Annotated in this window: 26 protein-coding genes; 15 read left to right on the forward strand and 11 right to left on the reverse strand. The window is 70.1% G+C overall.

Going from position 1 to position 25,778, the window contains the following annotated elements; genetic code table 11:
• Positions 1-39: 39 nt before the first annotated feature.
• The gene (locus tag AB0I12_RS22090) at positions 40-645 is read right to left on the reverse strand and encodes a histone H1-like repetitive region-containing protein (protein ID WP_359932702.1); all 606 of its coding nucleotides are present in this window, start codon (positions 643-645) and stop codon (positions 40-42) included.
• 50 nt (positions 646-695) lie between these two features.
• Between AB0I12_RS22090 and AB0I12_RS22095 the strand changes: the two genes are divergently transcribed.
• Both AB0I12_RS22095 and AB0I12_RS22100 read left to right on the forward strand, forming a co-directional pair.
• A complete protein-coding gene (locus AB0I12_RS22095) occupies positions 696-1,676 on the forward strand; it encodes a helical backbone metal receptor (protein WP_359932705.1) in 981 nt (326 codons plus the stop codon).
• 63 nt (positions 1,677-1,739) lie between these two features.
• Positions 1,740-1,916, forward strand: coding sequence for a hypothetical protein (locus tag AB0I12_RS22100; RefSeq protein WP_359933119.1), 177 nt, complete (start codon positions 1,740-1,742; stop codon positions 1,914-1,916).
• Here the strand turns inward: AB0I12_RS22100 and AB0I12_RS22105 are convergent, their stop codons facing one another.
• A complete protein-coding gene (locus AB0I12_RS22105) occupies positions 1,917-2,414 on the reverse strand; it encodes an NUDIX domain-containing protein (protein ID WP_359932708.1) in 498 nt (165 codons plus the stop codon). It abuts the gene before it with no gap.
• Between the two features lie 103 nt (positions 2,415-2,517).
• Here AB0I12_RS22105 and AB0I12_RS22110 point away from each other — a divergent pair, with 103 nt between their 5' ends.
• Positions 2,518-3,417, forward strand: a complete 900-nt coding sequence (locus tag AB0I12_RS22110) for an aldo/keto reductase (RefSeq protein WP_359932711.1) — start codon at positions 2,518-2,520, stop codon at positions 3,415-3,417.
• Here the strand turns inward: AB0I12_RS22110 and panB are convergent.
• Positions 3,414-5,741, reverse strand: coding sequence for a 3-methyl-2-oxobutanoate hydroxymethyltransferase (panB, locus tag AB0I12_RS22115; protein WP_359932713.1), 2,328 nt, complete (start codon positions 5,739-5,741; stop codon positions 3,414-3,416). The two genes, AB0I12_RS22110 and panB, sit on opposite strands and share 4 nt — an antisense overlap.
• Before the next feature lie 167 nt (positions 5,742-5,908).
• Positions 5,909-7,726: an NAD+ synthase gene (locus AB0I12_RS22120; RefSeq protein ID WP_359932716.1), complete on the reverse strand. Its 1,818-nt coding sequence runs from the start codon at positions 7,724-7,726 to the stop codon at positions 5,909-5,911.
• Positions 7,727-7,816: 90 nt separating this feature from the next.
• Here AB0I12_RS22120 and AB0I12_RS22125 point away from each other — a divergent pair, with 90 nt between their 5' ends.
• The gene (locus AB0I12_RS22125) at positions 7,817-8,989 is read left to right on the forward strand and encodes a DUF418 domain-containing protein (RefSeq protein WP_359932719.1); all 1,173 of its coding nucleotides are present in this window, start codon (positions 7,817-7,819) and stop codon (positions 8,987-8,989) included.
• On the opposite strand, the gene AB0I12_RS22130 is transcribed toward AB0I12_RS22125, so the two are convergent.
• Positions 8,935-9,600 carry a peptidoglycan recognition family protein gene (locus AB0I12_RS22130; protein WP_359932722.1) on the reverse strand — a complete coding sequence of 222 codons (666 nt, stop codon included), beginning with the start codon at positions 9,598-9,600 and terminating at the stop codon, positions 8,935-8,937. The two genes, AB0I12_RS22125 and AB0I12_RS22130, sit on opposite strands and share 55 nt — an antisense overlap.
• 56 nt (positions 9,601-9,656) lie before the next feature.
• On the opposite strand from AB0I12_RS22130, the gene AB0I12_RS22135 reads away from it, so the two are divergent.
• Positions 9,657-10,130, forward strand: a complete 474-nt coding sequence (locus AB0I12_RS22135; RefSeq protein ID WP_359932725.1) for a hypothetical protein — start codon at positions 9,657-9,659, stop codon at positions 10,128-10,130.
• A complete protein-coding gene (locus tag AB0I12_RS22140) occupies positions 10,127-11,011 on the forward strand; it encodes an HTTM domain-containing protein (RefSeq protein WP_359932728.1) in 885 nt (294 codons plus the stop codon). Before AB0I12_RS22135 ends, AB0I12_RS22140 begins: the two co-directional genes overlap by 4 nt.
• Here the strand turns inward: AB0I12_RS22140 and AB0I12_RS22145 are convergent.
• Complete coding sequence (locus AB0I12_RS22145; protein ID WP_359932731.1) at positions 10,937-11,344, reverse strand: hypothetical protein; 408 nt, start codon at positions 11,342-11,344, stop codon at positions 10,937-10,939. The two genes, AB0I12_RS22140 and AB0I12_RS22145, sit on opposite strands and share 75 nt — an antisense overlap.
• A gap of 142 nt (positions 11,345-11,486) precedes the next feature.
• Here AB0I12_RS22145 and glnA point away from each other — a divergent pair, with 142 nt between their 5' ends.
• Complete coding sequence (gene glnA, locus AB0I12_RS22150) at positions 11,487-12,827, forward strand: type I glutamate--ammonia ligase (protein ID WP_359932734.1); 1,341 nt, start codon at positions 11,487-11,489, stop codon at positions 12,825-12,827.
• A 23-nt stretch (positions 12,828-12,850) separates the two neighbouring features.
• Here glnA and AB0I12_RS22155 read toward each other — a convergent pair whose 3' ends face one another.
• From AB0I12_RS22155 to AB0I12_RS22170, 4 genes are all read right to left on the reverse strand, one after another.
• Positions 12,851-13,138 (reverse strand): YiaA/YiaB family inner membrane protein, encoded by a 288-nt coding sequence (locus AB0I12_RS22155; protein ID WP_359932737.1) that lies wholly within the window; start codon positions 13,136-13,138, stop codon positions 12,851-12,853.
• Between the two features lie 74 nt (positions 13,139-13,212).
• Positions 13,213-13,758 (reverse strand): hypothetical protein, encoded by a 546-nt coding sequence (locus tag AB0I12_RS22160; RefSeq protein ID WP_359932740.1) that lies wholly within the window; start codon positions 13,756-13,758, stop codon positions 13,213-13,215.
• Complete coding sequence (locus tag AB0I12_RS22165) at positions 13,755-14,252, reverse strand: SigE family RNA polymerase sigma factor (protein WP_359932742.1); 498 nt, start codon at positions 14,250-14,252, stop codon at positions 13,755-13,757. The genes AB0I12_RS22160 and AB0I12_RS22165 overlap by 4 nt, the downstream gene beginning before the upstream one ends.
• Positions 14,253-14,307: 55 nt before the next feature.
• Positions 14,308-14,814 carry a hypothetical protein gene (locus AB0I12_RS22170; protein WP_359932745.1) on the reverse strand — a complete coding sequence of 169 codons (507 nt, stop codon included), beginning with the start codon at positions 14,812-14,814 and terminating at the stop codon, positions 14,308-14,310.
• Between the two features lie 165 nt (positions 14,815-14,979).
• On the opposite strand from AB0I12_RS22170, the gene AB0I12_RS22175 reads away from it, so the two are divergent.
• Both AB0I12_RS22175 and trmB read left to right on the forward strand, forming a co-directional pair.
• Complete coding sequence (locus AB0I12_RS22175; protein WP_359932748.1) at positions 14,980-17,979, forward strand: bifunctional [glutamine synthetase] adenylyltransferase/[glutamine synthetase]-adenylyl-L-tyrosine phosphorylase; 3,000 nt, start codon at positions 14,980-14,982, stop codon at positions 17,977-17,979.
• Between the two features lie 89 nt (positions 17,980-18,068).
• On the forward strand, positions 18,069-18,785 hold the full coding sequence (gene trmB, locus AB0I12_RS22180; protein WP_359932751.1) for a tRNA (guanosine(46)-N7)-methyltransferase TrmB: 717 nt from the start codon (positions 18,069-18,071) through the stop codon (positions 18,783-18,785).
• Here the strand turns inward: trmB and AB0I12_RS22185 are convergent.
• On the reverse strand, positions 18,766-21,354 hold the full coding sequence (locus AB0I12_RS22185; RefSeq protein WP_359932754.1) for a family 78 glycoside hydrolase catalytic domain: 2,589 nt from the start codon (positions 21,352-21,354) through the stop codon (positions 18,766-18,768). The two genes, trmB and AB0I12_RS22185, sit on opposite strands and share 20 nt — an antisense overlap.
• Before the next feature lie 155 nt (positions 21,355-21,509).
• Between AB0I12_RS22185 and AB0I12_RS22190 the strand changes: the two genes are divergently transcribed.
• From AB0I12_RS22190 to AB0I12_RS22215, 6 genes are read left to right on the forward strand one after another with little or no spacing between them, the layout of a single operon-like run.
• Positions 21,510-21,608: a putative leader peptide gene (locus AB0I12_RS22190; protein ID WP_355688645.1), complete on the forward strand. Its 99-nt coding sequence runs from the start codon at positions 21,510-21,512 to the stop codon at positions 21,606-21,608.
• Positions 21,609-21,649: 41 nt separating this feature from the next.
• Positions 21,650-22,558, forward strand: a complete 909-nt coding sequence (locus AB0I12_RS22195; protein ID WP_359932757.1) for a sulfite exporter TauE/SafE family protein — start codon at positions 21,650-21,652, stop codon at positions 22,556-22,558.
• A gap of 33 nt (positions 22,559-22,591) precedes the next feature.
• Positions 22,592-23,653 carry an ABC transporter substrate-binding protein gene (locus tag AB0I12_RS22200; RefSeq protein ID WP_359932760.1) on the forward strand — a complete coding sequence of 354 codons (1,062 nt, stop codon included), beginning with the start codon at positions 22,592-22,594 and terminating at the stop codon, positions 23,651-23,653.
• 25 nt (positions 23,654-23,678) lie between these two features.
• On the forward strand, positions 23,679-24,461 hold the full coding sequence (locus tag AB0I12_RS22205) for an ABC transporter ATP-binding protein (protein WP_359932763.1): 783 nt from the start codon (positions 23,679-23,681) through the stop codon (positions 24,459-24,461).
• Positions 24,448-25,338, forward strand: coding sequence for an ABC transporter permease (locus AB0I12_RS22210; RefSeq protein ID WP_359932766.1), 891 nt, complete (start codon positions 24,448-24,450; stop codon positions 25,336-25,338). The genes AB0I12_RS22205 and AB0I12_RS22210 overlap by 14 nt, the downstream gene beginning before the upstream one ends.
• A gap of 36 nt (positions 25,339-25,374) precedes the next feature.
• Positions 25,375-25,773 (forward strand): PLD nuclease N-terminal domain-containing protein, encoded by a 399-nt coding sequence (locus AB0I12_RS22215; RefSeq protein WP_359932768.1) that lies wholly within the window; start codon positions 25,375-25,377, stop codon positions 25,771-25,773.
• Positions 25,774-25,778: the final 5 nt, after the last annotated feature.

The raw sequence follows: 25,778 nt of genomic DNA on the forward strand, positions 1-25,778 counted from the left end.
GTGGTGCCCCTCGGCAGTTACCGCTGTCTGATCCCGCGATCAGCGGGCGACGCGCTTGGCCGCGGTCTTGCGGGCCGGAGCCTTGCGGGCCGGCGCCTTCTTGGCGACGGTCTTCTTCACCGCGGACTTCTTCGCGGCGGTCCGAGCCGGCGCCTTCTTCGCGGCGACGCGCTTCGCGGGGGTCTTCTTCGCGGCGACCTTGCGGGCCGGCGCCTTCTTGGCGGCGACCTTCTTGGCCGGCGCCTTCTTCGCCACGGTCTTCTTCGCGGCGGTCTTCGTGGCGACCGTCTTCTTCGCGGCCGTCGTCTTGCGGGCCGTCGTCTTCTTCGCCGCCGCCGTGGTCTTCTTGGCGGCGGTCGCGCGCTTGGCCGGCGCCTTCTTCGCGACGGTCTTCTTCGCGGCCGTGACCTTCTTCGCCGGAGCCTTCGTGGCGGTGGTCTTCCGGGCCGGCGCCTTCTTCGCCACCGTCTTCTTGGCGGCGGTCTTCTTGGCCGCACTCACCTTCTTCGTCGCTGTCTTCTTTGCTGCGCTGACCTTGCGCGCGGTCGTCGTCTTCGCGGCGCTGGCCTTCTTCGCGACAGTCTTCTTGGCGGGAGAAGCCTTTTTGGCTGTCGCCTTCCCTGCGGCTGCCTTCTTGGCTGGCACTCTGCCTCCTTGGTGCGGCTGAGGAAAACCACGGTGGATTCCTCGTCGTCATGATGATGACAACACTTGTGCGCTACGTAAAGCACCGGAAACATCCGCAGGTTAAGGAGAACTGGCGGCGGATGTGCGCGCAAATGCTGAAAATCCTTGTGCAGAAGGGATTCCGCCGCGCCCCGAGCATGCCGGATGCCCGGAATATTTTCTTGGCGACACGCGGCAGTTTGTCGCCGAAACCGCCCCGTTCGGCGAGTGTTGTCCTCGGCAACGTCCTGCGAACCGAGGAGTTGAAGCACGTGCACGACGACCTCGACACCGTCGTCGAACTACCCCGCGAGGTACGTCGCGTGGTCAGCATCGTGCCGTCGTTGACGGAGTCGATCGCGGCCACCCGCGCGGACCTGATCGTTGGTGCGACCGACTGGTGCACGCATCCCGCGGACCTCGACGTGGTGCGTGTCCGCGGCACCAAGAATCCCGATCTGGAGCGCATCCGCGAACTCGCTCCGGACGTCGTCCTGGCGAACGCGGAAGAGAATCGCGCGGCCGATCTGGACGCGTTGCGCGCCAGTGGAATCGCGGTCTGGGTGACCACGCCGACGACGGTGCCCGATGCACTCGATTCACTCGGCCGCATGCTCTCCGCGGTCGTCGGCGACGAGCCGCAATGGCTGCACGACGCACGCGCGGTATGGCGCATGCCGTACGACGGAATGCGCCGGCGTGCGGTGATACCGATCTGGCGTAGACCATGGATGGCGTTGGGGCGGGACACGTTCGCGGGCGATCTGCTGTCCCGGCTCGGTATCGACAACGTGCTGAGCGAATCCGGTGAGCGTTATCCGCGGATCGATCCGGACGCGTTACCGGAGTACGACGTCGTGGTGCTGCCGGACGAGCCTTATGCGTTTTCACCCGACGACGGTCCCGAGGCGTTCGGCAAACCCGCGCGCTGTGTATCCGGAAGGCATCTGACCTGGTACGGACCGTCACTCGTCGAGGCGCGCGAATTGCTCACCGGGCAACTGGCGTGACATCCGCCACGATCACCGTGCGACGCCTGGACGGGTTAGGCATGCCTCACCTACGCTCCCTGCGTGCCGTCGATGACCGCGAAGAAGAAGTGCTGCAAGGACAAGCCGAGGTGCAAGAAGTGCCCGGTCGTCCTGCTGCGCCTGTCGAAGGCGGGCTGCGCCGAGCGGATCGACCGCGTGCACTACGAGGTGGACAAGAAGGTCCCGAAGAAGGTCCTCAAACAAGCGCGCAAGCGCTGATCAGGACGCGCGGTGCAAGGTGATGACGTCGGCCGCCTGACGGAGCAGACCCGGGATCGTCACATGCGCGGCCTGGCCGGTCGCCTCGAGGTCGTCGCCGTACCACCAGCCGTGCGCGCTGATGGTCTGCAGCTCGAGCTCCTCCTGGTTCGCGAACGTCACGTCGACGCGGTCCACCGCGACCGCGAAGAAGGTCTGGTGCTGGACGATCCGGCACCCGCCCCACTCGAACTCGATCGTGTTGGTCGTCACCGGTGCGCCGAGCGCGTCGATCGGCAGCACTATGCCGACCTCTTCGCGCAACTCCCGGCCGGCCGCTTCCGCGACCGTCTCGCCTGCTTCGACACCGCCGCCGATCGTGAACCAGTACGGCGTCTGCGGCTTCAGCGGGTCCCAGCCGTGCAGCAGCAGCACCTTGCCGTCCGGTCGCACCGGCAGCACGCGGGCCGTCGTACGGTGCCGGACCGTCCCTGGTGGTGGCAGCTGGGATTCACTCACACCACAAAACGCTAAGGGACGACGCCTGCTCCGTGCCGGGTCGTGCGGCGCGTCTCACATGGTTGCTGTGGACACCTACGATCACTGTGCGGATCATTTTGGCATGGCAAGCATCGGTCTCGGACTGGCGGCGCTGGGGCGTCCTGGGTACATCAATCTCGGGCACGACGAGGACCTGCCGCCGCGACGGGCGGTCGAGGACCTGCGGATCCGGACGCACGAGCTGCTGGAGCAGGCCTGGCTGGCAGGTGTTCGGTACTTCGACGCCGCGCGTTCGTACGGTCTTGCCGAGGAGTTCCTCGGCGAATGGTTGACGCCGGAACGCCGCAGTCAGCTGACCGTCGGCTCGAAATGGGGTTACACGTACGTCGCCGACTGGCGGCACGACGTGGACACGCATGAGGTGAAGGACCACAGTCTGGCGACGTTCGAGCGGCAGTGGCCGGAGACTCTTCGGGCGCTCGGCGGACCGCCGGACTTCTACCTCGTCCACAGCCTCACGTCGGACAGTCCCGCACTGGAGGACAAGCGCTTGCTCGATCGGCTGCGGGAGCTGACGGACTCGGGTGTCCGCGTCGGTCTGTCCACGAGCGGTCCGCGACAGGCCGAGACCCTGCACAAGGCGTTGTCCTCCGGTACGCCGTTCAGCGCGGTCCAGGCCACCTGGAATGTACTGGAGACCTCAGCCGGCGACGCGCTCGCCGAGGCTCACGACGCGGGCTGGTTCGTCGTGATCAAGGAAGCGGTCGCCAACGGCCGCCTGACGGCGCGCGCCGGCGAGACGCCGTTCAACGAGTTCGCTCACCAGCACGGCGTCGCGCCCGACGCGCTGGCCATCGGTGCGGCCGTTGCCCAGCCCTGGGCCGACGTGGTGCTCAGCGGAGCCACCACGACGGCACAGCTGACCAGCAACCTCACGTACCGCACCGACGGCCCACTCACCGAGTTCGTCCAGCAACCCGAGGAGTACTGGACCGAACGTTCAGGCCTTCCGTGGATCTAGAAGGTGTGTTCTTCTCCGGGGAAGGCGCCTGAGGCGACCTCGGACGCGTAGGTTGCTGCGGCGTTGACGAGGATGCCGCGCAGGTCGGCGTACTGCTTCACGAAGCGCGGCATGGTGCCGGAGCGCAGCCCGGCCATGTCCTGCCACACCAGCACCTGCGCGTCGGTGTCGCGGCCGGCGCCGATGCCGATGGTCGGGATCGGCACCCGCTTGGTGATCTCCGCGGCCACGTCGCCCGGCACCATCTCGAGCACGAGCGAGAACGCACCGGCCGCGGCGAGCGCGACGGCGTCGTCGATCAGGCCGGCCGCCTGATCGCCCCGGCCCTGCACGCGGTACCCGCCGATGCTGTGCTCGCTCTGCGGCGTGAAGCCGATGTGCGCCATCACCGGGATGCCCGACTGGGTGAGCTTCTCGACCATCGGTACGACGGTCCGCCCGCCCTCGAGCTTCACCGCGTGGACGCCGGCCTCCTTCATGAACCGCACGGCCGTGTGGAACGCCTGCTCCGGCGACGCCTGGTACGAACCGAACGGCAGGTCCGCGACGACCAGCGCCCGCTCGACCGCACCGGCGACCGCACGCGCCAGCGGGATCAGCTCGTCGACCGTGACCCGCAGCGTCGTGTCGTAGCCGAACACGTTGTTCGCGGCGGAGTCGCCGACGAGCAGCACCGGGATGCCGGCCTGGTCGAAGATCTCGGCGGTGTACTGGTCGTACGCCGTCAGCATCGCCCACTTCTCGCCGCGGCTCTTGAAGTCCCGCAGGTGGTGCACGCGGTACCGCCGGGGCCGCTTCGGCGCGTCGGCGGCGGGTGCACCGTCGCCGGACCGCTTGGCAGCGGACGCGCCACCGCCGTACGGCGAGACCTCGGACGCCTCGGAAGCGGGCGTCGCTGCGGCAGCCTCAGGTGCGTTGCTCGCGGACGGCTCTGCGGCGTTGCTCACGGGCGCAGCCTGCTGGACCGGCGCGGCCTGCTGGGCCAGCGACGCCTGTTGGGCCAGCGACGTCTGCTGGGCCGGGGTGGCTTGCTGAGCCGCGGCCTGCTGGACCGGAGTGGCTTGCTGGGCCGGAGTTACCTGCTGCGCCGGGGCGGCCTGCTGGACCGGGGTGGCCTGGGCGCGGCGAGCGCCGCGGGGCGAGCTGACCTGCTCCGCGGGGACCTGGCTCGGGGCGTCCTGCTGCACGTCCGCCCGTCGCCGCGCCCCGATCGGCCGGGCCGCTCCCGGTACGCGTGGCTGCTCGGGCACCGGAGTGCCGACCGCGTCGTCGCTCACCGGCGCATTGCTCTCGTACTCGGCACTCGGGTCCGACAGGTACCCGTTGTGCGACTGCCCGCGCGGCCGAAGCCGGATCTCCTGCGGGCGGGTCTCCTCCTCGCGCGGGCGGGCCGGCTCCGGCGGACGCGCCGGCTCACGCCTGGGCTCATGTGCGGGCTCATGCCTCGTCTCATGCACGGGCTCCGGCGGGCGAACCGGCTCATGACTCCACACCGGCTCCGGCCCGGGGCCTGGCTCGTAGCGGCGGGCCGGCTCCTGCGCGCGACCTTCCTGCGCTCGCGGTGCTTCCGGACGCTGCGGCGGCCGCGGTGGCTGCTGCGAGCTCAGTCCGTTGCTGCTCGACCCATTGCTCGACCCATTGCTCGACCCATTGCTCGACCCATTGCTCGACGCAGGGCTCGACCCGTTGCTGCTGTGGCCGTTGCTCGAGCTGTAACTGCTCAACCCGTTACTCGCGGCCGGCGGCTGCGGTTGCGCACCGAACGGACTCGGCGGCGCGGCCGGAGTGGTCCAGTTCGTGCTGCCGTTCGACGACGGCGCGGGGCGCGGCGGCGTACCGTTTCCGCTCTGTCCTTGAGGCCGCGGCGGCTGCTGCGCTCCGGCCGCACCGTTGCTGCCCGACCCGGGCCCGAACGGGCTGGGCCGTCCCGGCGGCGGTGACTGCGGAGGCTGCTGCGCCGGCGGCTGCGGGCGGAACGGGTTCTGCTCCTGGTACTCCCGTCCGTACGACTCCTCGCGCGACTCCCCGTAGTACTCGGGGCGCTCGGTCCGCGGGGCCTGCTGCGGCGGCGGGGGTGCGCTCGGGAGGTACGGCGGTTTCGGAACGTACGGCTGCTGTGGGACCGGCCCACGCTCGTACGTGCGCGGGGCGTTCGGAAGCGACGGTGCCGGGTCGAGGCCGGAGCCGCGCTCCTGCCACGGGTCGTTGTCGTAGTCCGAGCGGCGGTGTTCCTCGGTTGCCCGGTTCTTCGGTCCGGTCCCGTACGGCGAAGGCAACTCCTCGTCGTCGCCCTGGGTACCGGCCGACAGGAAGTTGTCAACCATGCCCTCATCGTCCCACCGTTGCGGAGGGTGAGCGCCACCGCCTGTGGGTGAGCGATCGCTCACATCGCGTCGGGGCAGGTCCTGCCGGGGCAGGCCGGAGCGGTCGTGGAGCTCGTCGGGCGAGCTCCACGGGGTGTCTGTGGATGAGCGGTACCGCCAGGAGTCACTCAGTGCTCGGCCGCCTTTCGTGCGTCCTCACGCCATGCGTTGGTGATCGGCAACCGGCGGTCCCGGCCGAAGGCCTTGTGGGTGATCTTCGGGCCCGGTGGGTACTGCCGGCGCTTGTACTCGGCTTTGTCGACGAGCTGGATCGTCTTGGTCACCAACTCGGTGTCGAACCCGGCGGCGACGAGTTCCGCACTGCCGCGGTCCTGCTCGACGTAGTCGTCGAGCATGTCGTCGAGCAGGTCGTACGGCGGCAGCGAGTCGGTGTCCTGCTGCCCCGGGCGCAGCTCGGCGGACGGTGGCTTGGCGATCGAGTTCTGCGGGATCGGGGGCTGCTGCCCCTTCTCCTTCGCGTCCGCGTTCCGCCACTTCGCGAGCCGCCAGACGACGGTCTTCGGCACGTCCTTCAGCGGTGCGTACCCGCCGACCGCGTCGCCGTAGATCGTCGAGTAACCGACGGACAGCTCCGATTTGTTGCCGCAGGCAAGCACCAGGTGGCCATCGGCGTTCGACAGGCCCATCCAGATCACCGCGCGGACCCGGGCCTGCAGGTTCTCCTCGGCCAGCCCGGTCAGGCCGAGGGTGTCCAGGAACGGCTGCACCATCGGCTGGATCGGGACGACGCGGTAGTTCAGCCCGGTCCGCGCGGCGAGCTCGGCGGCATCGTCCTTGGAGTGGTCGCTGGAGTACACGCTCGGGTTCGAGATGCCGAACACGTTCTCGGCGCCGATCGCGTCACAGGCGATCGCCGCGACCAGCGACGAGTCGATGCCGCCGGACAGGCCGAGCAGCACCGACTTGAAGCCGTTCTTCTGCACGTAGTCGCGCAGGCCGGTGACGATCGCGCCGTACATCTCGGCCTCGTCGGACAGCCGCGGCGCGATGTTCGCGGGGATCGCCTCGTACGGCGCGAGTGCGTCGGCCTGGAGGACGCTGTGGACGATCTCGATGCCCTCGTGGGTGCCGTGCGGAGTGCCCGACGCGGCGGGCAGGTCGAGGTCGACGACCATGCTGCCCTGCTCGAACTGCGGCGCCCGCGCGAAGATCGTGCCCTCGGCGTCGGCGATCAGCGAGTCGCCGTCGAAGACCAGCTCGTCCTGGCCGCCGACGAGGTTGACGTAGGCGAGTGCGCAGCCGGCCTCGCGGGCGCGGCGCCGGACGAGATCACCGCGGACGTCGTCCTTGTTGGCCTCGTACGGCGAGCTGTTCACGACGAGCAGCAGGCCGGCGCCGGCCGCACGGGTGACCGCGACCGGTCCGCCGTCCTGCCAGAGGTCCTCGCAGATCACCAGTGCGACGTCGATGCCGTGGATGCGCACGACCTGCAGAGTGCTGCCGGGTACGAAGTGCCGGAACTCGTCGAAGACGCCGTAGTTCGGCAGGTGGTGCTTGACGGCGCTCGTCACCACACGGCCCTGGTGGATCACCGCGGCGGCGTTGGTCGGCGAGCCCTTCGGGCGGCCGAGCCGGTCGATGCCCATCGCCGTACCGCTCGCCCGGTCGAGGTAGCCGCAGATCACCACGATGTCGCCGAGACCTTCGTCGGCGAGCCGCTGCGCGAGCTTCTTGATCCCTGCCTGGGAGGCGTCCACGAACGACGCGCGCAACGCCAGGTCCTCCACCGGGTAACCGGTCAGCCCGAGCTCCGGGAACGCCACCACGTGCGCGCCACGCTCGACCGCGTTCCGGGTCCACGCGACGATCCTGTCCGCGTTCCCGTCGATGTCACCCACGGTCACATTGAGTTGAGCGAGCGCTACCCGAAGCTGAGGCACGAGAGCACAGTACTGGTTCCCCCGGCCCGACCCCACGCCCGTCACCAACCTCTTACCAAGCTCAGCGACGAAGGTTCACCGGGCAGGGACTTTCGTCGGACGAAATGTGGGTCGGTCACGGCTTGACTCGGGGGTATGAGTGGACCGACCGGACTGAGCGAGCGCGCGCTGGGGCCGGACCTCGCGCGTGGGTTCATGTTGCTGTTCATCGCGCTGGCCAACTCGCACTACTTCATCGCCGGCCCCGCGTACTTCAGCGGTTTCCCGACCACGGGATCGGCCGTCGACCGCGGTGCCGGGCTGCTGATCTCGACCCTGGTCGACGGGCGCGCGTTCCCGATGTTCGGCGTGCTCTTCGGGTACGGCGTCGCGCAGATCGTCCGCCGGCAGCGCGAGACGGGCAACGACTGGTGGTCGATCCGCAAGCTGCTGTGGCGCCGCAGCCTGGTCCTGGTCGTGCTCGGCTTCCTGCACGCGATGCTGCTCTACATCGGTGACATCCTCGCCGCGTACGGCCTACTGCTGTTCCTCGGCGTCTGGGCGCTGCGGTGGAAGGACCGCTGGCTGTTCGTCGTCGCCGCGCTGGTCCTGCTCCTCACCGCATTGCCCAGCGGTGACACGCTCGCGGGTTCCGCCGAAGGTCCCGACCCGTCGATGGTTCCGGCGACCTTCCTCGGTCAGTTCGCCGACCGGCTGACCGTACAGCCGTTCATCGCCGGCCTCGGCTGGATCGGCTTCGTCACGCCATTCCTGATCGGCCTGTGGGCAGGACGCCGGCGCATCCTCGAACGGCCGGCCGAGCACATCGTGCTCTTGCGTACGACGGCGCTGCTCGGCCTGACGATCGCGATTCTCGGCGCGCTCCCGATCTCGCTCGTCGTCGGCGGCGTCCTCGCCCGGCCGAGCGACCACGCGGTCACGATCCTCGGCCCGCTGCACGACGCCACCGGCGTCCTCGGCGGACTCGGGTACGCCGCGCTGATGGTCCTGATCGCCCACCGATCGGGCGATCGCCCGGTGACGCGGGCAATCGCCGCCGTCGGACAACGATCGTTGACGTGTTACCTGTCCCAGTCCGTCGTCTGGGCCGTCGTGTTCACGCCGTACCTGCTCGACCTGTCGGACACCCTCACCACGACCACGACGGCACTGCTCGCCGTCGCGACCTGGCTGGCGACCGTCCTGCTCGCCGACCGGATGCGCCGGACCGGCTACCGCGGCCCGTTCGAACTCCTGATCAGGCGGATCACCTATCAGCCGAGGACAACCGCGGCCACGCGGTCCCGCAACTCCGGGAGCCTCGCGTAGAACACGTCACCCGGGCACTGCGTCGAGTTGTAGTCGCGGTGGCCGACGATCGCGACATGCGGGTCCAGGTTGTACTTCGTGCACAACCACGCGCACGTCAGCACCGACATGTCGAACAGCGCGACCGGCACGTTCTCGCTCACGTAGATGCCTTCGTGCTCGATGCCGATCGTGTGGCTGTTGTTGTTCGCGGTCTGCGCGCCGAGCACGTTCTGCCCGTTGTTGATCGACGACAGCGACTTGCTGCGGCCCTCCATCAGGTAGCCGCCGCGGCTGATCGTCAGCTGGTTGCCGATGTCGATCCAGCCGTTGGTGTCCATGTGCAGGTCCTGGATCCAGTGCTGGACCTTGTACGCCGCCGCGAGCGAGTAGTCGGTGACGTTCGGGCTCGCGGTGTGGTGGATGACGATGTGGTCGGGCTTGCCGATCACCTGGGTCGGGGACTTGGGCGGGCGCGCCGACCACTCGGTGCGCGTGTAGCAGCGCGGCGCCGGGGCGGCGTGCGCTGCTGTGGGCATGGTCGCGCCGGCCAGCAGCACTCCGCCGGCGGTGGCGCCGAGCAGGGTGCGCCGGGTGACCCGGGCACGTTGGATATTTTCTGGGGCGGTCATGATATAGAAAATTCCCTACGAATCGGGCCGCCAAACCGGAATGGTCTAATGACGTGGTGACACAGGGTCAGGAGGCACCGGACGTGGTGCGGCTGGGGCGGCTCGGCAAGACGGTGCGGGTGCTGGTCGCCGTCGCCGGCATCGGTCTGCTGATCAACGGATCGGTGCGGGCCACCGACGACGCCTGGCCGTTCGGGCCGATGTCGCAGTACGCGATGTCGGTGCCCGACGACGCCAAGATCGACTACACCCGGATCAGTGCGCAGACGGACGCCGGTACGACGGTCGACGTACCGCTGAACATCGAGGGCGCCGGCGTCGCGCGGGCCGAGATCGAGGCGCGGTCCGGCGAGATCGTCAAGGACCCGTCGCTGCTGCAGCAGGTCGCGGACGGCTGGGCGCGCAAGCACCCCGACCAGCCGAAGTACGTGAAGCTCGAGCTGATCCGGGACACCACCCAGCTGGTGAAGGGCCGGGTCGAAGGACCCCCGGCCTCCCAGGTGCTCGCGACCTGGACGGTGACCCGATGAGCTGGTTCACGCCGGCGATCGCGATGGCGCGGATCGCGTGGCTGCGGACGATCCTGTACCTGTTCGTCATCCTCGACATGCACGCCTTCGTCCGCGACACCCGCGACAAGGGCGAGCACCCCGGGCTGTACGAACCGCTGCTGCTGGCCCGCCTCCTCGACCTGCCCCGGCCGTCGGTGGCGAACACGACGGTGCTGTACGTCGTGCTGATCGTCGCCTGCCTGATCGGCGCGACGAACCACTTCCCGCGGATCGCCGGGTGGGTCGTCGCCGCGGCGTTCACGTGGTGGGTGCTGATCGGGATGAGCGACGGCAAGGTCGACCACGACCACCTCGCGCTCGTGATCGCGCTCTGGGTGCTGCCGACCGTGGGCCGGGCGAGGTACGGCGACCAGACCCGGTCCGAGGCGGCCGGGTGGGCGATCCGGTGCATCCAGATCTGCGTGATCGCGACGTACTTCCTGTCCGCCGTGGCGAAACTGCGCAGTGCCGGATGGGCGCTGACCTGGCCCGGCAGCGCCGTCCTGACCTGGGCGATCGTGCGACGGCCGCACCCGGTCGGGGAGTGGTTGCTGCATTACCCGTGGATCCTGCACGTGATGCAGTGGGTCGGCATCATCGGCGAGTTCCTGTCGCCGGTCATCCTCTGGCTGCGCGGCCGCTGGCAGCTGTTCGGGGCGCTGTTCTTCATCGGCTTCCACGCGGCGAACACGGCGATCCTGCTGATCCATTTCCTGCCGACGGTCGTCTGCTGGCTGGCGTTCGCGCCGCTCGAACGGATCGTGCCGTGGTTGCGGTCGAGACGCTCAGACCGCGATGCCCGAGAGGCCGAAGACCAGGCCGAACACGGCCGGCAAGCCGAGCAGCAGGCCGGCGCGTAGCTTGAACCGGCGGCCGCCCGGCCCCGGGGTCCGGACGACGCGGGAGAGAACCGCCCCGGCGTACCCGAAGACGAGAGCGGCGAGCAGGATCTGCCGGGTCGGCAGGTTGTCGGCGTCGTGATGCGTCAGCCCGAGCGTGACCAGGCCCGGGCAGCAGAACGCGCACATGCCGAACCCCAACTCCGGGACCGGCAGCCAGCGGCGGCCGAGCACGTCCCGTTCGGCGGGCCGTTCACGCCGCAGCGACTGCACGAACCGGGCGGTGCTGACGATCAGGTCGCTGACGCAGAGCACCGCTGCGACGATGAGCGCCGCGTGGAAGATCGTCTGCACAAGGGGACACGCTAGGCCCTGATCGTGGCACTGTCCCCCCCGCCACGTAACGTCTGCTTAACAAGCGCGGGGCACACTGTGAGAGACCCCGCGACGCGGCTTCGAGATGTGGCCCTGAGATGTGTTGGTGAGAGGTGGACTGATGGACAAGCAGCAGGAGTTCGTGCTGCGCGCGCTGGAGGAGCGCGACGTACGTTTCGTGCGGCTCTGGTTCACCGACGTGCTCGGGTTCCTCAAGTCGGTCGCGGTGGCGCCGGCCGAGCTGGAGAGCGCGTTCGCCGAGGGCCTCGGGTTCGACGGGTCGGCGATCGAGGGATTCGCCCGGGTGACCGAGGCCGACATGCTCGCCAAGCCGGACCCGTCGACGTTCCAGATCCTGCCCTGGCGGGGCGAGACCATGGGCACCGCGCGGATGTTCTGCGACATCAACATGCCCGACGGGTCCTCGTCGTTCGCCGACCCGCGGCACGTGCTGAAGCGGACGCTGTCGAAGGCCGCCGACCTCGGGTTCACGTTCTACACGCACCCGGAGATCGAGTTCTACCTGTTCAAGTCGCTCGTCGGCGCGCCCGGCACGACGCCGGAGCCGGTCGACTCCTCCGGGTACTTCGACCACACCCCGCAGGGCATCGGCAACGACTTCCGCCGCGAGGCGATCACGATGCTCGAGTCGATGGGCATCTCGGTCGAGTTCAGTCACCACGAGGGCGGTCCCGGCCAGCAGGAGATCGACCTGCGGTACGCCGACGCGCTGTCGACCGCCGACAACATCATGACGTTCCGCGTCGTGGTGAAGGAGGTGGCGCTGTCGCAGGGCATCTACGCGTCGTTCATGCCGAAACCGCTGTCCGACCAGCCCGGCTCCGGAATGCACACCCACATGTCGCTGTTCGAAGGAGACCGGAACGCGTTCTTCGAGGGCGGCGCGCAGTACCAGCTGTCGAAGACCGGGCGGGCGTTCATCGCCGGCCTGCTGCAGCACGCGGCCGAGATCACCGCGGTCACCAACCAGTGGGTCAACTCGTACAAGCGGCTCGCGGTCGGGGACGAGGCGCCGTCGTTCATCTCGTGGGGTCACAACAACCGGTCCGCGCTCGTGCGGGTGCCGATGTACAAGCCGCACAAGGGGCAGTCGTCGCGCGTCGAGTTCCGGTCGCTGGACTCGGCGGCGAACCCGTACCTGGCTTTCGCGTTGATGCTCGCCGCGGGTCTGAAGGGGATCGAGGAGGGGTACGAGCTGCCGGCCGAGGTCGAGGAGGACATCTGGTCCCTCACGCCCCGCGAACGCAAGGCGCTCGGCATCAAGCCGCTGCCCGGCAGCCTCGCCGAAGCCATCAGCGCGATGGAGGACAGCGAACTCGTCGCCGAAACCCTCGGCGAACACGTCTTCGACTTCTTCCTCCGCAACAAGCGCGCCGAATGGCAGGACTACCGCCGCCAGGTAACCCCCTTCGAACTCAACAAGCTCCTGCCGGTTCTGTAGTACGCCGGGGGACTGCCGGGCGGTCACGAATTGACTTTGAACGGGTCGTGTTCGGTGAGGAGTTTGTCCAGGCGGGCCTGGTCGACGCGGTTCGTCACCTCGGAGATTTCCTGCCGGTCCCGGACGACCTTGCACAGGACGACCGTCGACGTCACGACGTACAGCAGGCCGAGGGCGAGGAACGCTCGTACCCAGGGCTGGGCCGGGAGATACGCCAGGGCCATCACCATCGCCGAAACCGAGACGGCGAAGGAGGCGACCGCCTGGGCGTAGAAGGCTGCGGTCTGCCGGGGCTGGATGCTCTTCGTCATACCAGGATCGTCTGCCATCTGGAGAGTCGCGGCATGAGCAGAAACACTCAGACGCCTTTGGCCTACCCGGCCGGCTAGCGCTGGGAGATGTGGCCTACCCACCAGAACCGGGTGGCGGTTGCGCAGTCTTTGCCGGTCCAGGTGGGCTGGAAGTGGTCGACGCCACCGCCGCCGATGTCGAGGGGTACGCCGGAGCGAGCGACGACGTTGTTCGCCTGGTCGAGGATTTCGAAGGACTGCGCATTGCCATGGACGGTGTACCCGCGTGGCCACACGAGCGTGACCGCGGTGGGGTCCGAGCCGGCCTGGACGCAGCCGTTCGCGTCGGCGCTCAACGTGGTGCCGAGCAGTGCCTCCATCACTGCGGGAGTGTCCACATCGGACCTCACGATCCGAGGGACCGGCCCGCTCGCGGGCGCTGGGGTTTCGCCGGCCGGCCGGACGAGCCATGTGGTACCGGCGATCGCTGCCGCCGCCGCGACGGCAACACCGCCGACCGTCAAGTGCTTGGTGTGGGTCCGGCGGCGACGGATGCGGTCGGCAACGACGTCCTCGGCGAGGTCGACGGCTTCGGCGCCCTCGGCGGCTGTGGTGCGGAGCAGTTCGCGCAGGTCGGTCATGGGGTGCTCTCCTCGGTGATGGCGAGCTGCGTGGCGAGCTTGGTGCGGGCGTCGGAGAGGTGGCGTTTGACGGTGCCTTCGGCGCAGCCCAGCTCGTCGGCGATCTCGGGCACGGTCAGGTCCTCGTAGTAGCGCAGGACGACGCAGGCGCGCTGCTTCGGCGACAGTGTGCTCAGCGCCCGGCGGACCTCGTCGGCGACCGCGAACCGGTCGTCGTCGTGGTGGGGTGGATCGACCAGCAGGTGGCGGGTGGCGTTCCACCGGGCGAGCCGGCGGCGGCTGTCGACGTACTGGTTCAGCATGGCGCGCCGGACGTACGCCTCGAGCTGATCGATGTCCCCGCCGACCCGGTGCCGCCCGAAGACACGCGTGAGTGCTTCCTGCACCAGATCGCCGGCACTCGCGGCGTCGCCGGTCAGCAGATAGGCGTAGCTGCGCAGCGCACCCCCGCGCGTCGCCAGCAACGCGCGGAACGCCTGCTCCCAGTCGGCCACCACACCACCGTCCTCTCACCGATTCAGACGAACAACCGGCTCGCGACGTTGGGGGTCAGACGCCGGCAGTTTCCGAGGCGGGGGCGTCGTCGGAGGCGTGCTTGGAGGTCCAGCGAGCGGCCGCGGTGGAGTGACGGTACAGCGGCTCGGCCGGCGGCGGCTCGTCGAGCGGCGCGAGCCGCGTGATCGGGGTGGCCGGCGCCGCTACGACAACCGGTGTGCCGTCGGGGGCGAGGGCCTCGACCTCTTCGACGGTCAGCAGCCCCACCGGACGGACGCCTTCGGTGATGACGACGATGCAGCCAGGGATCACCTGCTGGGCCCGATTCCCCTTCGCAGGAACGAGAATCCCCTCGGCGGGCGTCCGCCAGGCGCCCGGCGCGAACCGGCGGAGCGCGAGCCCGGCCTGCCCGTCGTCGGCGGTGCGCGGCGGCAGGTACGCGGTCGCCGTGTAGTCGTAGTCGTAGTCCGGCTCAGGCGGTCCGGAGACGCGTCCGCCCTGCTGGGGTGTCAACCACATCACCGTGCCGCGCACGGCGAGTGACCCCGTCATCATGACCATGGACAGTCATCATGCCCGACTACTGAGCGAGTTCGCTACACGACACCGTGTATTCACCGCAATCTCGCCGCAACTCAGCCGCGACCTTGTGTACCCACCAACCGTTTCGAGCTGCCGGAAACGGTTGGTGCGTGCTCAAAGAGGGGGATTGGATAGCCTGCGGGGGTGGCTGAGGGTCGGAGATCGTCGTGGGAGGGCCGGCTGGTCCGGTTGGGGTTCGAGGATCCGGGGCGGGCGGCGGGGATGCTCGAGGAGCTGGACGCGCTGGACTCGCACAGCCCGCTGGCCACCGAGCAGCTGATCACCACGCTCTCGGAGTCGGCCGATCCCGACCTCGCGCTGCGGAGCTTGTGTGCGATGGCCGAATCGCTGCACCGGCACGGGCACGACCTCGCCGCGTTCGCCCGCACGCTCGAGATGGACGCGGACTTCCGCCGGCGGCTCGTCTACGTGCTCGGCGCGAGCGAAGCGCTGGGGCGGCATCTCGGCGTCCATCCGCGGCATTGGTACGACCTCGCGGACCCGGCGCTCGCGGGGTCCCGGCCGTCGGCCGACGACGTCGCCGCCAAGCTGGCTACGGCGGTCGACGCCGACAACCCGGTCGACGCGCTCCGGATCGAGTACCGCCGGCTGCTGATCCGGCTGGCCGCGCGGGACCTCGCCGAGGGGCTGCTCGTCGACGAGGTCGCCGCCGTCCTCGCGGATCTCGCCGGGGGAGCACTCGAGACCGCCTTGCACATCGCGCGCAACGAGTACTTCGCCGCGCATCCCGGCGCCGCCGACTGCCGGCTGGCGATCATTGCCATGGGCAAGTGCGGCGGCCGGGAGCTCAACTACGTCAGCGATGTCGACGTGCTGTTCGTCGCCGAGCCGCACGACGGCGAACCGGAGCTGCCCGCCCTGAAGACCGCGACCCAGCTCGCCGCGGCCGCGATGCGGATCTGCTCGGCGCACACCGGCGAGGGCACGCTCTGGCCGGTCGACGCGGCGCTCCGCCCGGAAGGCAAGTCCGGTCCGCTCGTCCGCACCCTCGACAGCCACCTCGCGTACTACCAGCGCTGGGCGAAGACCTGGGAGTTCCAGGCGCTCCTCAAGGCCCGCCCGGTCGCGGGCGATCGTGAGCTGGGCCGTCAGTACATGGAGCAGATCGGCCGGCTCACCTGGTCGGCCGCCGACCGCGAAGGCTTCGTCGCCGACGTCCAGGCGATGCGCCGGCGCGTGATCGACCACATCCCGGCGGCCGACGTCGATCGCCAGCTGAAGCTCGGCCCCGGTGGACTGCGCGACGTCGAGTTCGCCGTCCAGCTGCTGCAACTCGTGCACGGCCGCAGCGACGAGTCGGTGCGCAGCGGTACGACGCTGGTCGCGCTGGAGAGTCTGACGAGCAGCGGGTACGTCGGCCGCACGGACGGCGCCGTCCTCGCCGACGCGTACCGGTTCCTGCGGTCGATGGAGCACCGCATCCAGCTGTACCGCCTGCGCCGTACACATCACGTCCCGGACGACGAGGCCGACCTGCGGCGGCTCGGCCGGTCGCTCGGCTTCACGAAGAACCCGGTCGCCGACCTGACCGCGGCGTGGAAGAAGCACGCCCTCGAGGTACGGCGCCTGCACGAGAAGCTGTTCTACCGCCCGCTGCTCGCGGCCGTCGCGCGGATCCCCGGCGGCGAGGTCCGGCTGACACCCGAGGCAGCCAAGCAACGCCTGACCGCGCTCGGGTACGCCGATCCCGCGTCGGCGCTGCGGCACATCGAAGCCCTGTCCGAAGGCGTCTCGCGGCGATCGTCGATCCAGAAGGCACTGCTGCCCGCGATGCTCGGCTGGTTCGCCGAGTCACCCGATCCGGACGCCGGCCTGCTGGCGTTCCGCACCATCTCCGACGCCCTCGGCTCCACCCCCTGGTACCTGCGCCAGCTGCGTGACGAAGGCGCGTCGGCCGAGCGGTTGGCGCACCTGCTGGCCAGCGGCCGGTACGCCGTCGACCTGCTGCAACGCGCGCCGGAAGCGACCGCGATGCTCGCCGACGAACGCGAGCTGACGCCGCGCACCCAGGAGGCGTTGCTCGCCGAGATGTCCGCGGCCGCCCGGCGGCAGGACGCCCCGGAGGCCGCGGTCGCGGCGATCCGCGCGGTCCGGCGCCGGGAACTGTTCCGGATCGCGGCCGCGGACCTGTCCGGACTGCTCGACGTGGAGGCCGTCGGCGACGCCCTGACGAACGTCTCGGTCGGCACCTTGACGACCGCGCTCGAGGTCGTCCGGAAGGCGGTCGCACAGCGCATCTTGAGAGCGGGGGAGCCGGAGCCGACCCGGATGTCGATCGTCGCGATGGGCCGCTTCGGCGGGCACGAGCTCGGGTACGGCAGCGACGCCGACGTGATGTTCGTGCACGACCCGCTCCCCGGCGCGGACGAGAAGAAGGCGACGGACTTCGCGACGCAGGCCGCGACCGAGCTCCGCCGGATGCTGTCGCTGCCCGGCGCCGACCCGGCGGTCGCGATCGACGCGGACCTGCGCCCGGAGGGCCGGCAGGGGCCGCTGGTCCGGACGCTCGCGTCGTACGCCTCGTACTACGCGCGCTGGTCGGCCGTCTGGGAGGCGCAGGCGCTGCTGCGGGCCGACCCGTTGTGCGGCGACGCCGACCTGTGCCGGTCGTTCCGGGAGCTGATCGACCCGCTGCGCTACCCGGAGAACGGCATCCGCGAGCGCGACGTGATGGAGATCCGCCGGATCAAGGCGCGCGTCGACGCCGAGCGGCTGCCGCGTGGCGCGGATCCGGCCACCCACACCAAGCTCGGTCGCGGCGGTCTGGCCGACATCGAGTGGACCGTCCAGCTGCTGCAGCTCCGCGAGGCACACCGCGTGCCCAGTCTGCGGACGACGCGCACGCTCGCCGCGCTCCGGGCCGGTGTGGAGGCCGGCCTCGTCGACGCGTCCGAGGCCGACACGCTGCAGGCTGCCTGGGAGCTGGCCACCCGGATCCGCAACGCGATCATGCTGGTCCGCGCCCGCCCGGGCGACTCCCTGCCCCGCGACCCGCGGGACCTGGCCGCCGTGGCCCAGATCTGCGGCTACCCGCCGGGGGAGTCGGGCCGGTTCTCCGACGACTACCTGCGCACCACCCGCCGCGCCCACAACACCGTGGCGCACCTGTTCTGGGACGACTGAAACGTGACGATACCTCCCGGGGTCTGGGAACAAGCTATTACCTGTTCCCTGACTCCGGGGGATGTCTCGTCAACGCTAGACTCCGGCTGGTGGAGGCAGTGGATCAGGTCAGGCAAGCCGGTGTGTTCAGCACCGTCCGGCGCAGTGTGCGGATGACGGTCGGGCAGAAGCGCGTCTGGCAGTCCCACTGGCCTGACCTGGGCCGGACCCAGGAGGATCTGCCGCCCGGCGTCCTCGACCTGGCCGAGTGGTTCGGGCGGGAAGCGCCTACCGTGCTGGAGATCGGCTCCGGGATGGGCGAGGCGACCGCGCAGCTCGCCGTCGCGATGCCGGAGGTCAACCACCTGGCCGCGGAGGTCTACCCGGCCGGTCTCGGTCAGTTGATGCTCTGGGTGGAGAAGTACGACCTGGACAACGTCCGCCTGCTGCAGGGCGACGCGCTGGACTTCCTGCGTGATCACGTCGCGCCCGGCGCGCTGGCCGGCGTACGGATCTTCTTCCCTGACCCGTGGCCGAAGAAGCGGCACCACAAGCGGCGGCTCGTCACGGCGCCGTTCGTCGCGCTGATCGCGGACCGCCTGCGGCCGGGCGGGACGTTGCACCTGGCAACGGACTGGGCGGACTACGCCGACAGCATGCTCGCGGTGTGCGAGGCCGAGCCGACGCTGCGCAACCAGTACGGCAGTGAGTCCGACGGCTGGGCGCCGCGTCCCGAGTGGCGGCCGGTGACCAAGTTCGAGTCCCGCGCGCAGGCCGAGGGACGCGACGTCCGCGACCTCATCTACGTCAAGCAGACCGGCTCGTGAACGCCCACTTCCCGGCGCCGACCGTATAGACCGTGTAGCCCGCGTCGTACGTCGCAGTGCCCGCGAACGACTGCGGCACAGCGTCGACGTCCGACGCTCGCGCCGACGGCACGTGGATCTCGGCCGTGCTGCCGACCGGCACCTGGACGTCCAGCGACAGCACCCGTCCGCACTTCTTCCACGACACCGACACCCGTCCGCGGATCGTATCGGTCCGGATGCTCGCCGACTCGGTCTCGTCGCGCGCGTCCGGCCGAACGACGATCCGCTCGCCGCCCGCGTCGACGACGCGCAGCCCAGCGACGTTCTCGAAGATCCATTGCACGACCGTGCCCTGGAAGTAGTGGTTCCGCGACCGCGAGTCCTCTTCCCACTTCTCCCACATGGTGTCCGCGCCGAGGTCGAACCAGTAGCCCCAGCTCGGGTAGCTCCGCTGCAGCGCGACCTTCGTCGCCACGTCGGCGTACCCGTGCGCGGTCAGCACCGGGAGCAGTACGCCGACGCCCAGGCAGCCCGTGTTGAGGTGGAAGCCGCGCGCCTCGACGTCCGCCGCGAGACCCTCGGCGACCCGCGCGACCATGTCCTCCGGGACGATCCCGAATGCCAGCGGCACGGCGTTCGACGTCTGGCGGTAGTCGGGGTCCTCCGCCGACCGGTACCGACCTGCCGCGCGGTCCAGGAACGTCCGGTTCAGCCCGTCCGCGAGCTCGGCGGCGGCCTTCCGGAAGTGGTTGGGCTGCCCAATGACATCCCCGATCTCCGCCGCGACGACGAGCGCCCGGTAGAGGTACGCCGTCCCCGTCAGTCGCCGGTCCTCCGGCGCCGGGCCGCTGCCGAAGCCGGGCGGGAGCCAGTCGCCGAGCACGCTGACCGACAAGCCGTCCTCGACCCGGTCCAGCTCCCACCCGAGGTAGCGCGTCAGCGAGTCCCAGTGTTCACGGAGCAGCCGCTCGTCGCCGTACCAGCGGTACATCTCGCGCAGCAGGAACGGGTAGACGGTCGGCCATTCGGTCGCGGGGGAGAGGTCGGTGAATCCCCAGCCGCTCGACGGCACGATCACCGGCAGCTGCCCGGTGTCCGCCTGGCTGTCACGGATGTCGCCGAGCCACTTGGTGAAGAACCGCGCCAGGTCGAGCGTCGCGAGCATCGTCGGCGCACCGACCTGCGCGTCGCCGGTCCAGCCGTTCTTCTCGAAGTACGGCGTATCGGTCGGGATCCCGTGCAGGTTGCCGAGGATCGTGCGGCGCATGGCCCGCTCGAACACCTCGTACGCCGACTGCGTCGAGGCGAACCGCGTCGCCGACGCGACGTCGGAGTTCACCACCCGCATCTGCACCTCGGCCGCCGCGCCCTCGATCTGCACGTAGCGGAAGCCCTTGTACGAGAACCGCGGCTCCCACGTCTCGACCCCGGTGCCGGCGGCGACGTACTCGTCGCGCTGGATCCGGTCGCCGTCGACGTGCACGTTCCAGGCCGCCACGTTGCCATCGGCAACCGTCTCGCCGTGCGTGAGGGTGATCGTGGTACCGGCCGGCGCCGTGGTCGACAGTCTGGTCCAGCCCGCCACGGTCCGGCCGAAGTCGGCGATCCACACGCCCGGCCGGACCTCGGTCACCTCGACCGGGTCGACGGTCTCGATCACTCGGATCGGCTCGTGGGCCTGCGCGGTCAGCGTGCCGCCCGGCGCCTCGACGACGGCGGCAGCAGACCAGGACGCGTCGTCGAATCCGGCCGTGTCCCAGCCGGGCAGTGCCCGCCGGGCGTCGTACGTCTCACCGGTGTACAGCGAGTCGGACAGCGTCGGCCCACCGGTGATCCGCCACGTCCCGTCCGTCACCACCTCGTCCACGCGGCCGTCGTCGTACTCGACGACCAGCCGCGCGAGCAGCCGCGGCTCGGCGGTCCACGGGGTGTCGTGCCAGCGCCAGACGTTCACCGAGGTCATGCCGAAGAAGCCGCGGCCCAGTTCGGCGCCGACCACGTTGTCGCCGGACCGCAGCAGCTCGGTCACGTCGTGCGTGACATACAGAACCGTGCGGTCGTAGGCGGTGAACCCCGGATCCAGGACCGCGTCGCTGACCGCCTGTCCGTTCAGCCGGAGGTCCGCGTAGCCGAGGCCGCTGGTGTAGAGCCGGGCCCGCCGTACGGCGCCGTCGACCGCGAAGCTCCGCCGCAGGAGCGGTGCGCTCTGCGTCGCGCCGCCGATCCACTGCGCGGTCCCGAACCCCTGGTCGAGCAGACCGGTCTCGAACCACGACGGCTCGGCCCATTCGCCGGCCCGGTCGTTGTGGTCCCACAGCCGGACGGTCCAGTGGTACCGGGTCCGCGCGGCCGCCGGGCCGTCGTACTCGATCCCGAAGGTCTGCGCCGACCCGACCTTGCCCGAGTCCCACACGTCGGCGCGCTCCGGCGTCAGCAGTTCGGGCGCGGAGCCGACCAGGACCTGGTACGCCGTCTGCGCGGCGCCGTAGCCGGGGGCGACGGCGACCCAGCTGAACCGTGGGCGCGCTACGTCGAGCCCGAGCGGCCGATCGGCGTACTCGGTCTTGAGCGATCGAGGAGTCAGCACGCTGAGGACCGTAGGCAGCGGGGCGCCCGGCTTTCAACCGTGTGACCAGATCCGGCCGGATGATCGGAAATGATCGTTCGTCTCGGTTCGTGATTCGTAGGTCCACATCCTGAAACCTGAGCATCTTGCTCGACTTTGTCCGCTTTCATAGAGCCATGCAGATCATCGCGAACGCGCCCGGGGACGCCCTCACCCGGCGCCGGCACGTCGATCTGCTGCGCGTGAACTCCGCGGGTTGTCGGGCGACGGCGTAACTCTTCCGTCCGTCTCCCTCCCCGTCCGCAGGAGTAGCTCCGTGCGTCGTCTCATCCTGATCGCGTTGCTCGGCTCGATCGCCCAGCTCGTCGACGGCACCCTCGGCATGGCCTACGGGGTCACCGCCAGCACCGCCCTGCTGATCACCGGGATCACCCCGGCCGTCGCCTCCGCCTCGGTGCATCTGGCCGAGGTCGGCACCACGCTCGCCTCCGGTCTGTCGCACTGGCGATTCGGCAACGTCGACTGGCGCGTGGTCGCGCTGATCGGCGTCCCGGGCGCGGCCGGCGCGTTCGCCGGCGCGACGTTCCTGTCCAGCCTGTCGACCGAGTCCGCGTCGCTGTGGGTGGCCGGCCTGCTGCTCCTGCTCGGCGTCTACATCCTGGTCCGGTTCGGCACCGGGAAGGTCCGGGCCGTGATCGAGGGCCGTCCGGCCGGGCGGTTCCTCGGGCCGCTCGGTCTGGTCGCGGGCTTCATCGACGCCACCGGTGGCGGCGGCTGGGGGCCGGTCGCGAACTCCGCGCTGCTGTCCAGCGGCAAACTCGCGCCGCGGCGTGCCGTCGGGTCGGTGAACGCGGCCGAGTTCCTGGTCTCGGTCGCCGCCAGCATCGGGTTCCTGTTCGGCCTGGGCGGGAAGAACCTGCCGTTCGGCATCGTCGCCGCGCTGCTGATCGGCGGCGTGCTCGCGGCGCCGCTGGCCGCGTGGCTCGTCTCCCGCCTGGCCACCCGCTGGCTCGGCGTCGGCGTCGGCCTGGTGCTGATCCTGACCAACGCCCGCACCGTGCTGAACGGCCTCGACGTCGCCACCGGCCCGCGGTACGCCGTCTACGCGGCGCTCGTGCTCGGCTGGGCCGCCATCGTCGCGTACGGCGTCCGCGCCCAGGCCCGCCGTACCGTCCGCGAGGCCGAGCGTCTCCTCGACGAGACCGAGCTCGAGCCCGCTTCCTGAGCTTTCTCCTCCGCCAAGACAGAGGTTCCCCCTGTGAGCATCTTCCGTCCGTTCCGCCTGCTCGCCGGCGCTCTCGCCCTGACCGTTGCCGCCGCGGGCTGTTCCCGTGCCGACGGCAACGAGACGGCCCCGGCCGCGAACGACAAAGGCCCCGCCGCCGAACTGCGGCTCGGCTACTTCCCGAACGTCACCCACGCCGCCGCCCTGGTCGGTCTCGGCCAGGGCCTGTTCACCAAGGAGCTCGGCAGCACGAAGCTGGTGCCGACCAAGTTCAACGCCGGGCCGGAGGCCGTTGGCGCATTGCTCGGCGGCTCGCTGGACGCGTCGTTCATCGGCTCCGGGCCGGCGATCAACGCCTACGCAAAGTCGAACGGCGAAGCGGTCCGGCTGATCGCCGGCGCGACGTCCGGCGGCGCGCAGCTCGTCGTCAAGCCGACCATCACCAAGCCTGCCGACCTGGTCGGCAAGACCGTCGTCACGCCGCAGCTCGGCAACACCCAGGACGTGTCGCTGAAGAAGTGGCTCGCCGAGCAGAAGCTGACCGGCAAGGTCAAGGTCACCAACCTCGAGAACGCGCAGACCCTGGACGCCTTCAAGAAGGGTGACGTCGACGCCGCCTGGCTGCCCGAGCCCTGGTCGTCACGGCTGGTCCTGGACGCCGGCGCGAAGGTCCTGCTCGACGAGGCGTCGCTGTGGCCTGACGGCAAGTTCCCGACGACCGTGCTGATCGTCCGCACCCAGTTCCTGCAGGAGCACCCGGAGACCGTGAAGGCCTTGCTGTCCGGCCTGGTCGCGGCCATCGACTTCAGTACGGCGAACGCCGCGCAGGCGAAGACCGTGGTGAACGAGCAGCTCAAGGAGGCGACCGGCAAGGCGCTGAAGCCGGCCGTCATCGACCGGGCGTTCGAGCACATCACGATCACCGCGGACCCGATCGCCGGCACCTTCCCGCAGCTGGCCAAGGATCAGGTCACTGCGGGCATTGCAAAGGAGGCGCCGGCCGTGGCCGGCTTCGCGGACCTGGGGCCGCTCAACGAGGTACTCGCGAAGGCAGGCAAGCCGGCGGTCGACGCCGCGGGCCTGGACGCGAAGTAGGACGCAGAGCAGGAGGAGGACAGCCGTGACCGCAACTCTCGACGCGCCGCCGGATCAGCTCAGCCCGGTGCGGTTCCACCACGTAGGCAAGGCGTTCGGCAGCGGCCGGAGGTCGGTGGTCGCGCTGGACGGCGTCGATCTCGAGGTGCGGGCCAGGGAGTTCGTCTGCCTGCTCGGCGCGTCCGGGTGCGGCAAGACGACCCTGCTCAACCTGGTCGCCGGCCTCGACCGCCCGACCGCCGGACGGATCGAACTGAACTCGTCGCGCCCGGCCGTGGTCTTCCAGGAGGCCGCGCTGATGCCGTGGCTGACCGCGGCCGGGAACGTGGAGCTCCCGCTGCGGATGGCCGGCGTACCGAAGGCGCAACGGCGGGCCAGAGCCGCCGAGTTGCTCGAGCTGGTCCGGCTTGCCGGTCTCGGTGACAAGCGGCCGCACGAGCTGTCCGGTGGCATGCGGCAACGAGTCGCGCTGGCTCGTGCGCTGGCGTCGACCACCGACAGCACCGGCGGCTCGGACGCGGGCAAGCCGTCCCTGCTGCTGATGGACGAGCCGTTCTCCGCGCTGGACGCGATCACCCGGGACGTCCTCCAGGGTGAGCTGTTGCGGATCTGGCGCGCCACCGGTACGGCGATCCTCTTCGTCACGCACGACGTCCGCGAGGCCGTGCGGCTCGGGCAGCGCGTCGTCCTGCTGTCGTCGCGGCCCGGGCGTGTGGTGCAGCAGTGGACCGTCGGCGAGTCGCCCGATGCGGTCGACGAGATCAACACCGCACTGCGCAAGGTGATCAGCAGCCATGCCGCAGCTTGACGTCCGCGACGACGGTTCGACGGCGGGGTCGGTCGAGGCCGGGCTCGACGCCCTGGACACGCCGGTCGTCGCGCCGGACGGCTCCCGCCTGCGCCGGATCGCGGCCCGGGTGCTGCCGCCGGTCGGCGCGGTCGTCGTCCTGGTGGCGATCTGGCAGGCGTTGTGGGCGGCCGCGTTCTGGCCCGAGTTCAAGCTGCCCGCGCCGGTCGACGTGTGGGGCCAGATCTGGCAGCTCGTGACGAGCGGCGAGATCGCCGAGCTGTTCTGGGTGTCGGTGCACCGTGCCGTCATCGGGTTCGCGATCTCGCTGCTGATCGCCGTACCGCTGGGCCTCGCGATCGCGAACCTGCGCGTCGTCCGGCGCGGGATCGGGCCGCTGGTGTCGGGGCTGCAGAGCCTGCCGTCGGTGGCGTGGGTGCCGGCCGCGATCTTGTGGTTCGGGCTGAACGACCGCGCGATCTACTGGGTCGTGCTGCTCGGCGCGGTGCCGTCGATCGCGAACGGGCTGGTGTCCGGTCTCGACCAGGTGCCGCCGATCCTGCCGCGGGTCGGCCAGGCGCTCGGCGCCGGGAGGCTCGGCGGGATCCGGTACATCCTGCTGCCGGCCGCGCTGCCCGGGTTCCTCGGCGGGCTCAAGCAGGGCTGGGCGTTCTCGTGGCGGTCGCTGATGGCCGCGGAGCTGATCGCGACCTCACCGGAGCTCGGCGAGGGCCTCGGGCAGTACCTGCACAACGGCATGTCGCTGTCCGACATCTCGATGGTGTTCGCCGGCATCGTGCTGATCTTCGTGGTCGGCGTCGGCATCGAGCTGCTGGTGTTCCGGCCGCTGGAGAACAGCGTGCTGCGGGCGCGGGGACTCACCGCGTCCGCCCGCTGATCCCCGCTGACACACTGCGCGCCGTACTGTTGGAGCGTGGTCCGATTTCTGCCGTTCCTGATCAGCCTGGTGCTCACCGTGTATGCGCTGTTCTCGTGCATCCAGACACCCGACGAGGATGTGCCGCACCTGCCGAAGCTGCTGTGGATCGTCCTGATCGTGTTCGTCCCCTTCGCGGGGCCGATCGTCTGGCTGCTGATGTCGCGCGCGCACGCCAACCGCCAGGACACCGTCGTACGGCGACAGCCGCCGCGGCCCACCGCGCGGCCGGTGGCGCCCGACGACGATCCGGACTTTCTCAAGTCACTGGACCGCTACCGGGACCCGCGCACGACGGTGAAGCCGCCGGATCCGGAGGACACGCCGGAACCCAAGGATTCCAAGGGCTCCGACGAGTCGTCCTCCGAGACCGACGACGGAAATCCTGAGCGGTAGGACCG

This window comes from Kribbella sp. NPDC050459 (assembly GCF_040655315.1).
Taxonomy (GTDB): Bacteria; Actinomycetota; Actinomycetes; order Propionibacteriales; family Kribbellaceae; genus Kribbella.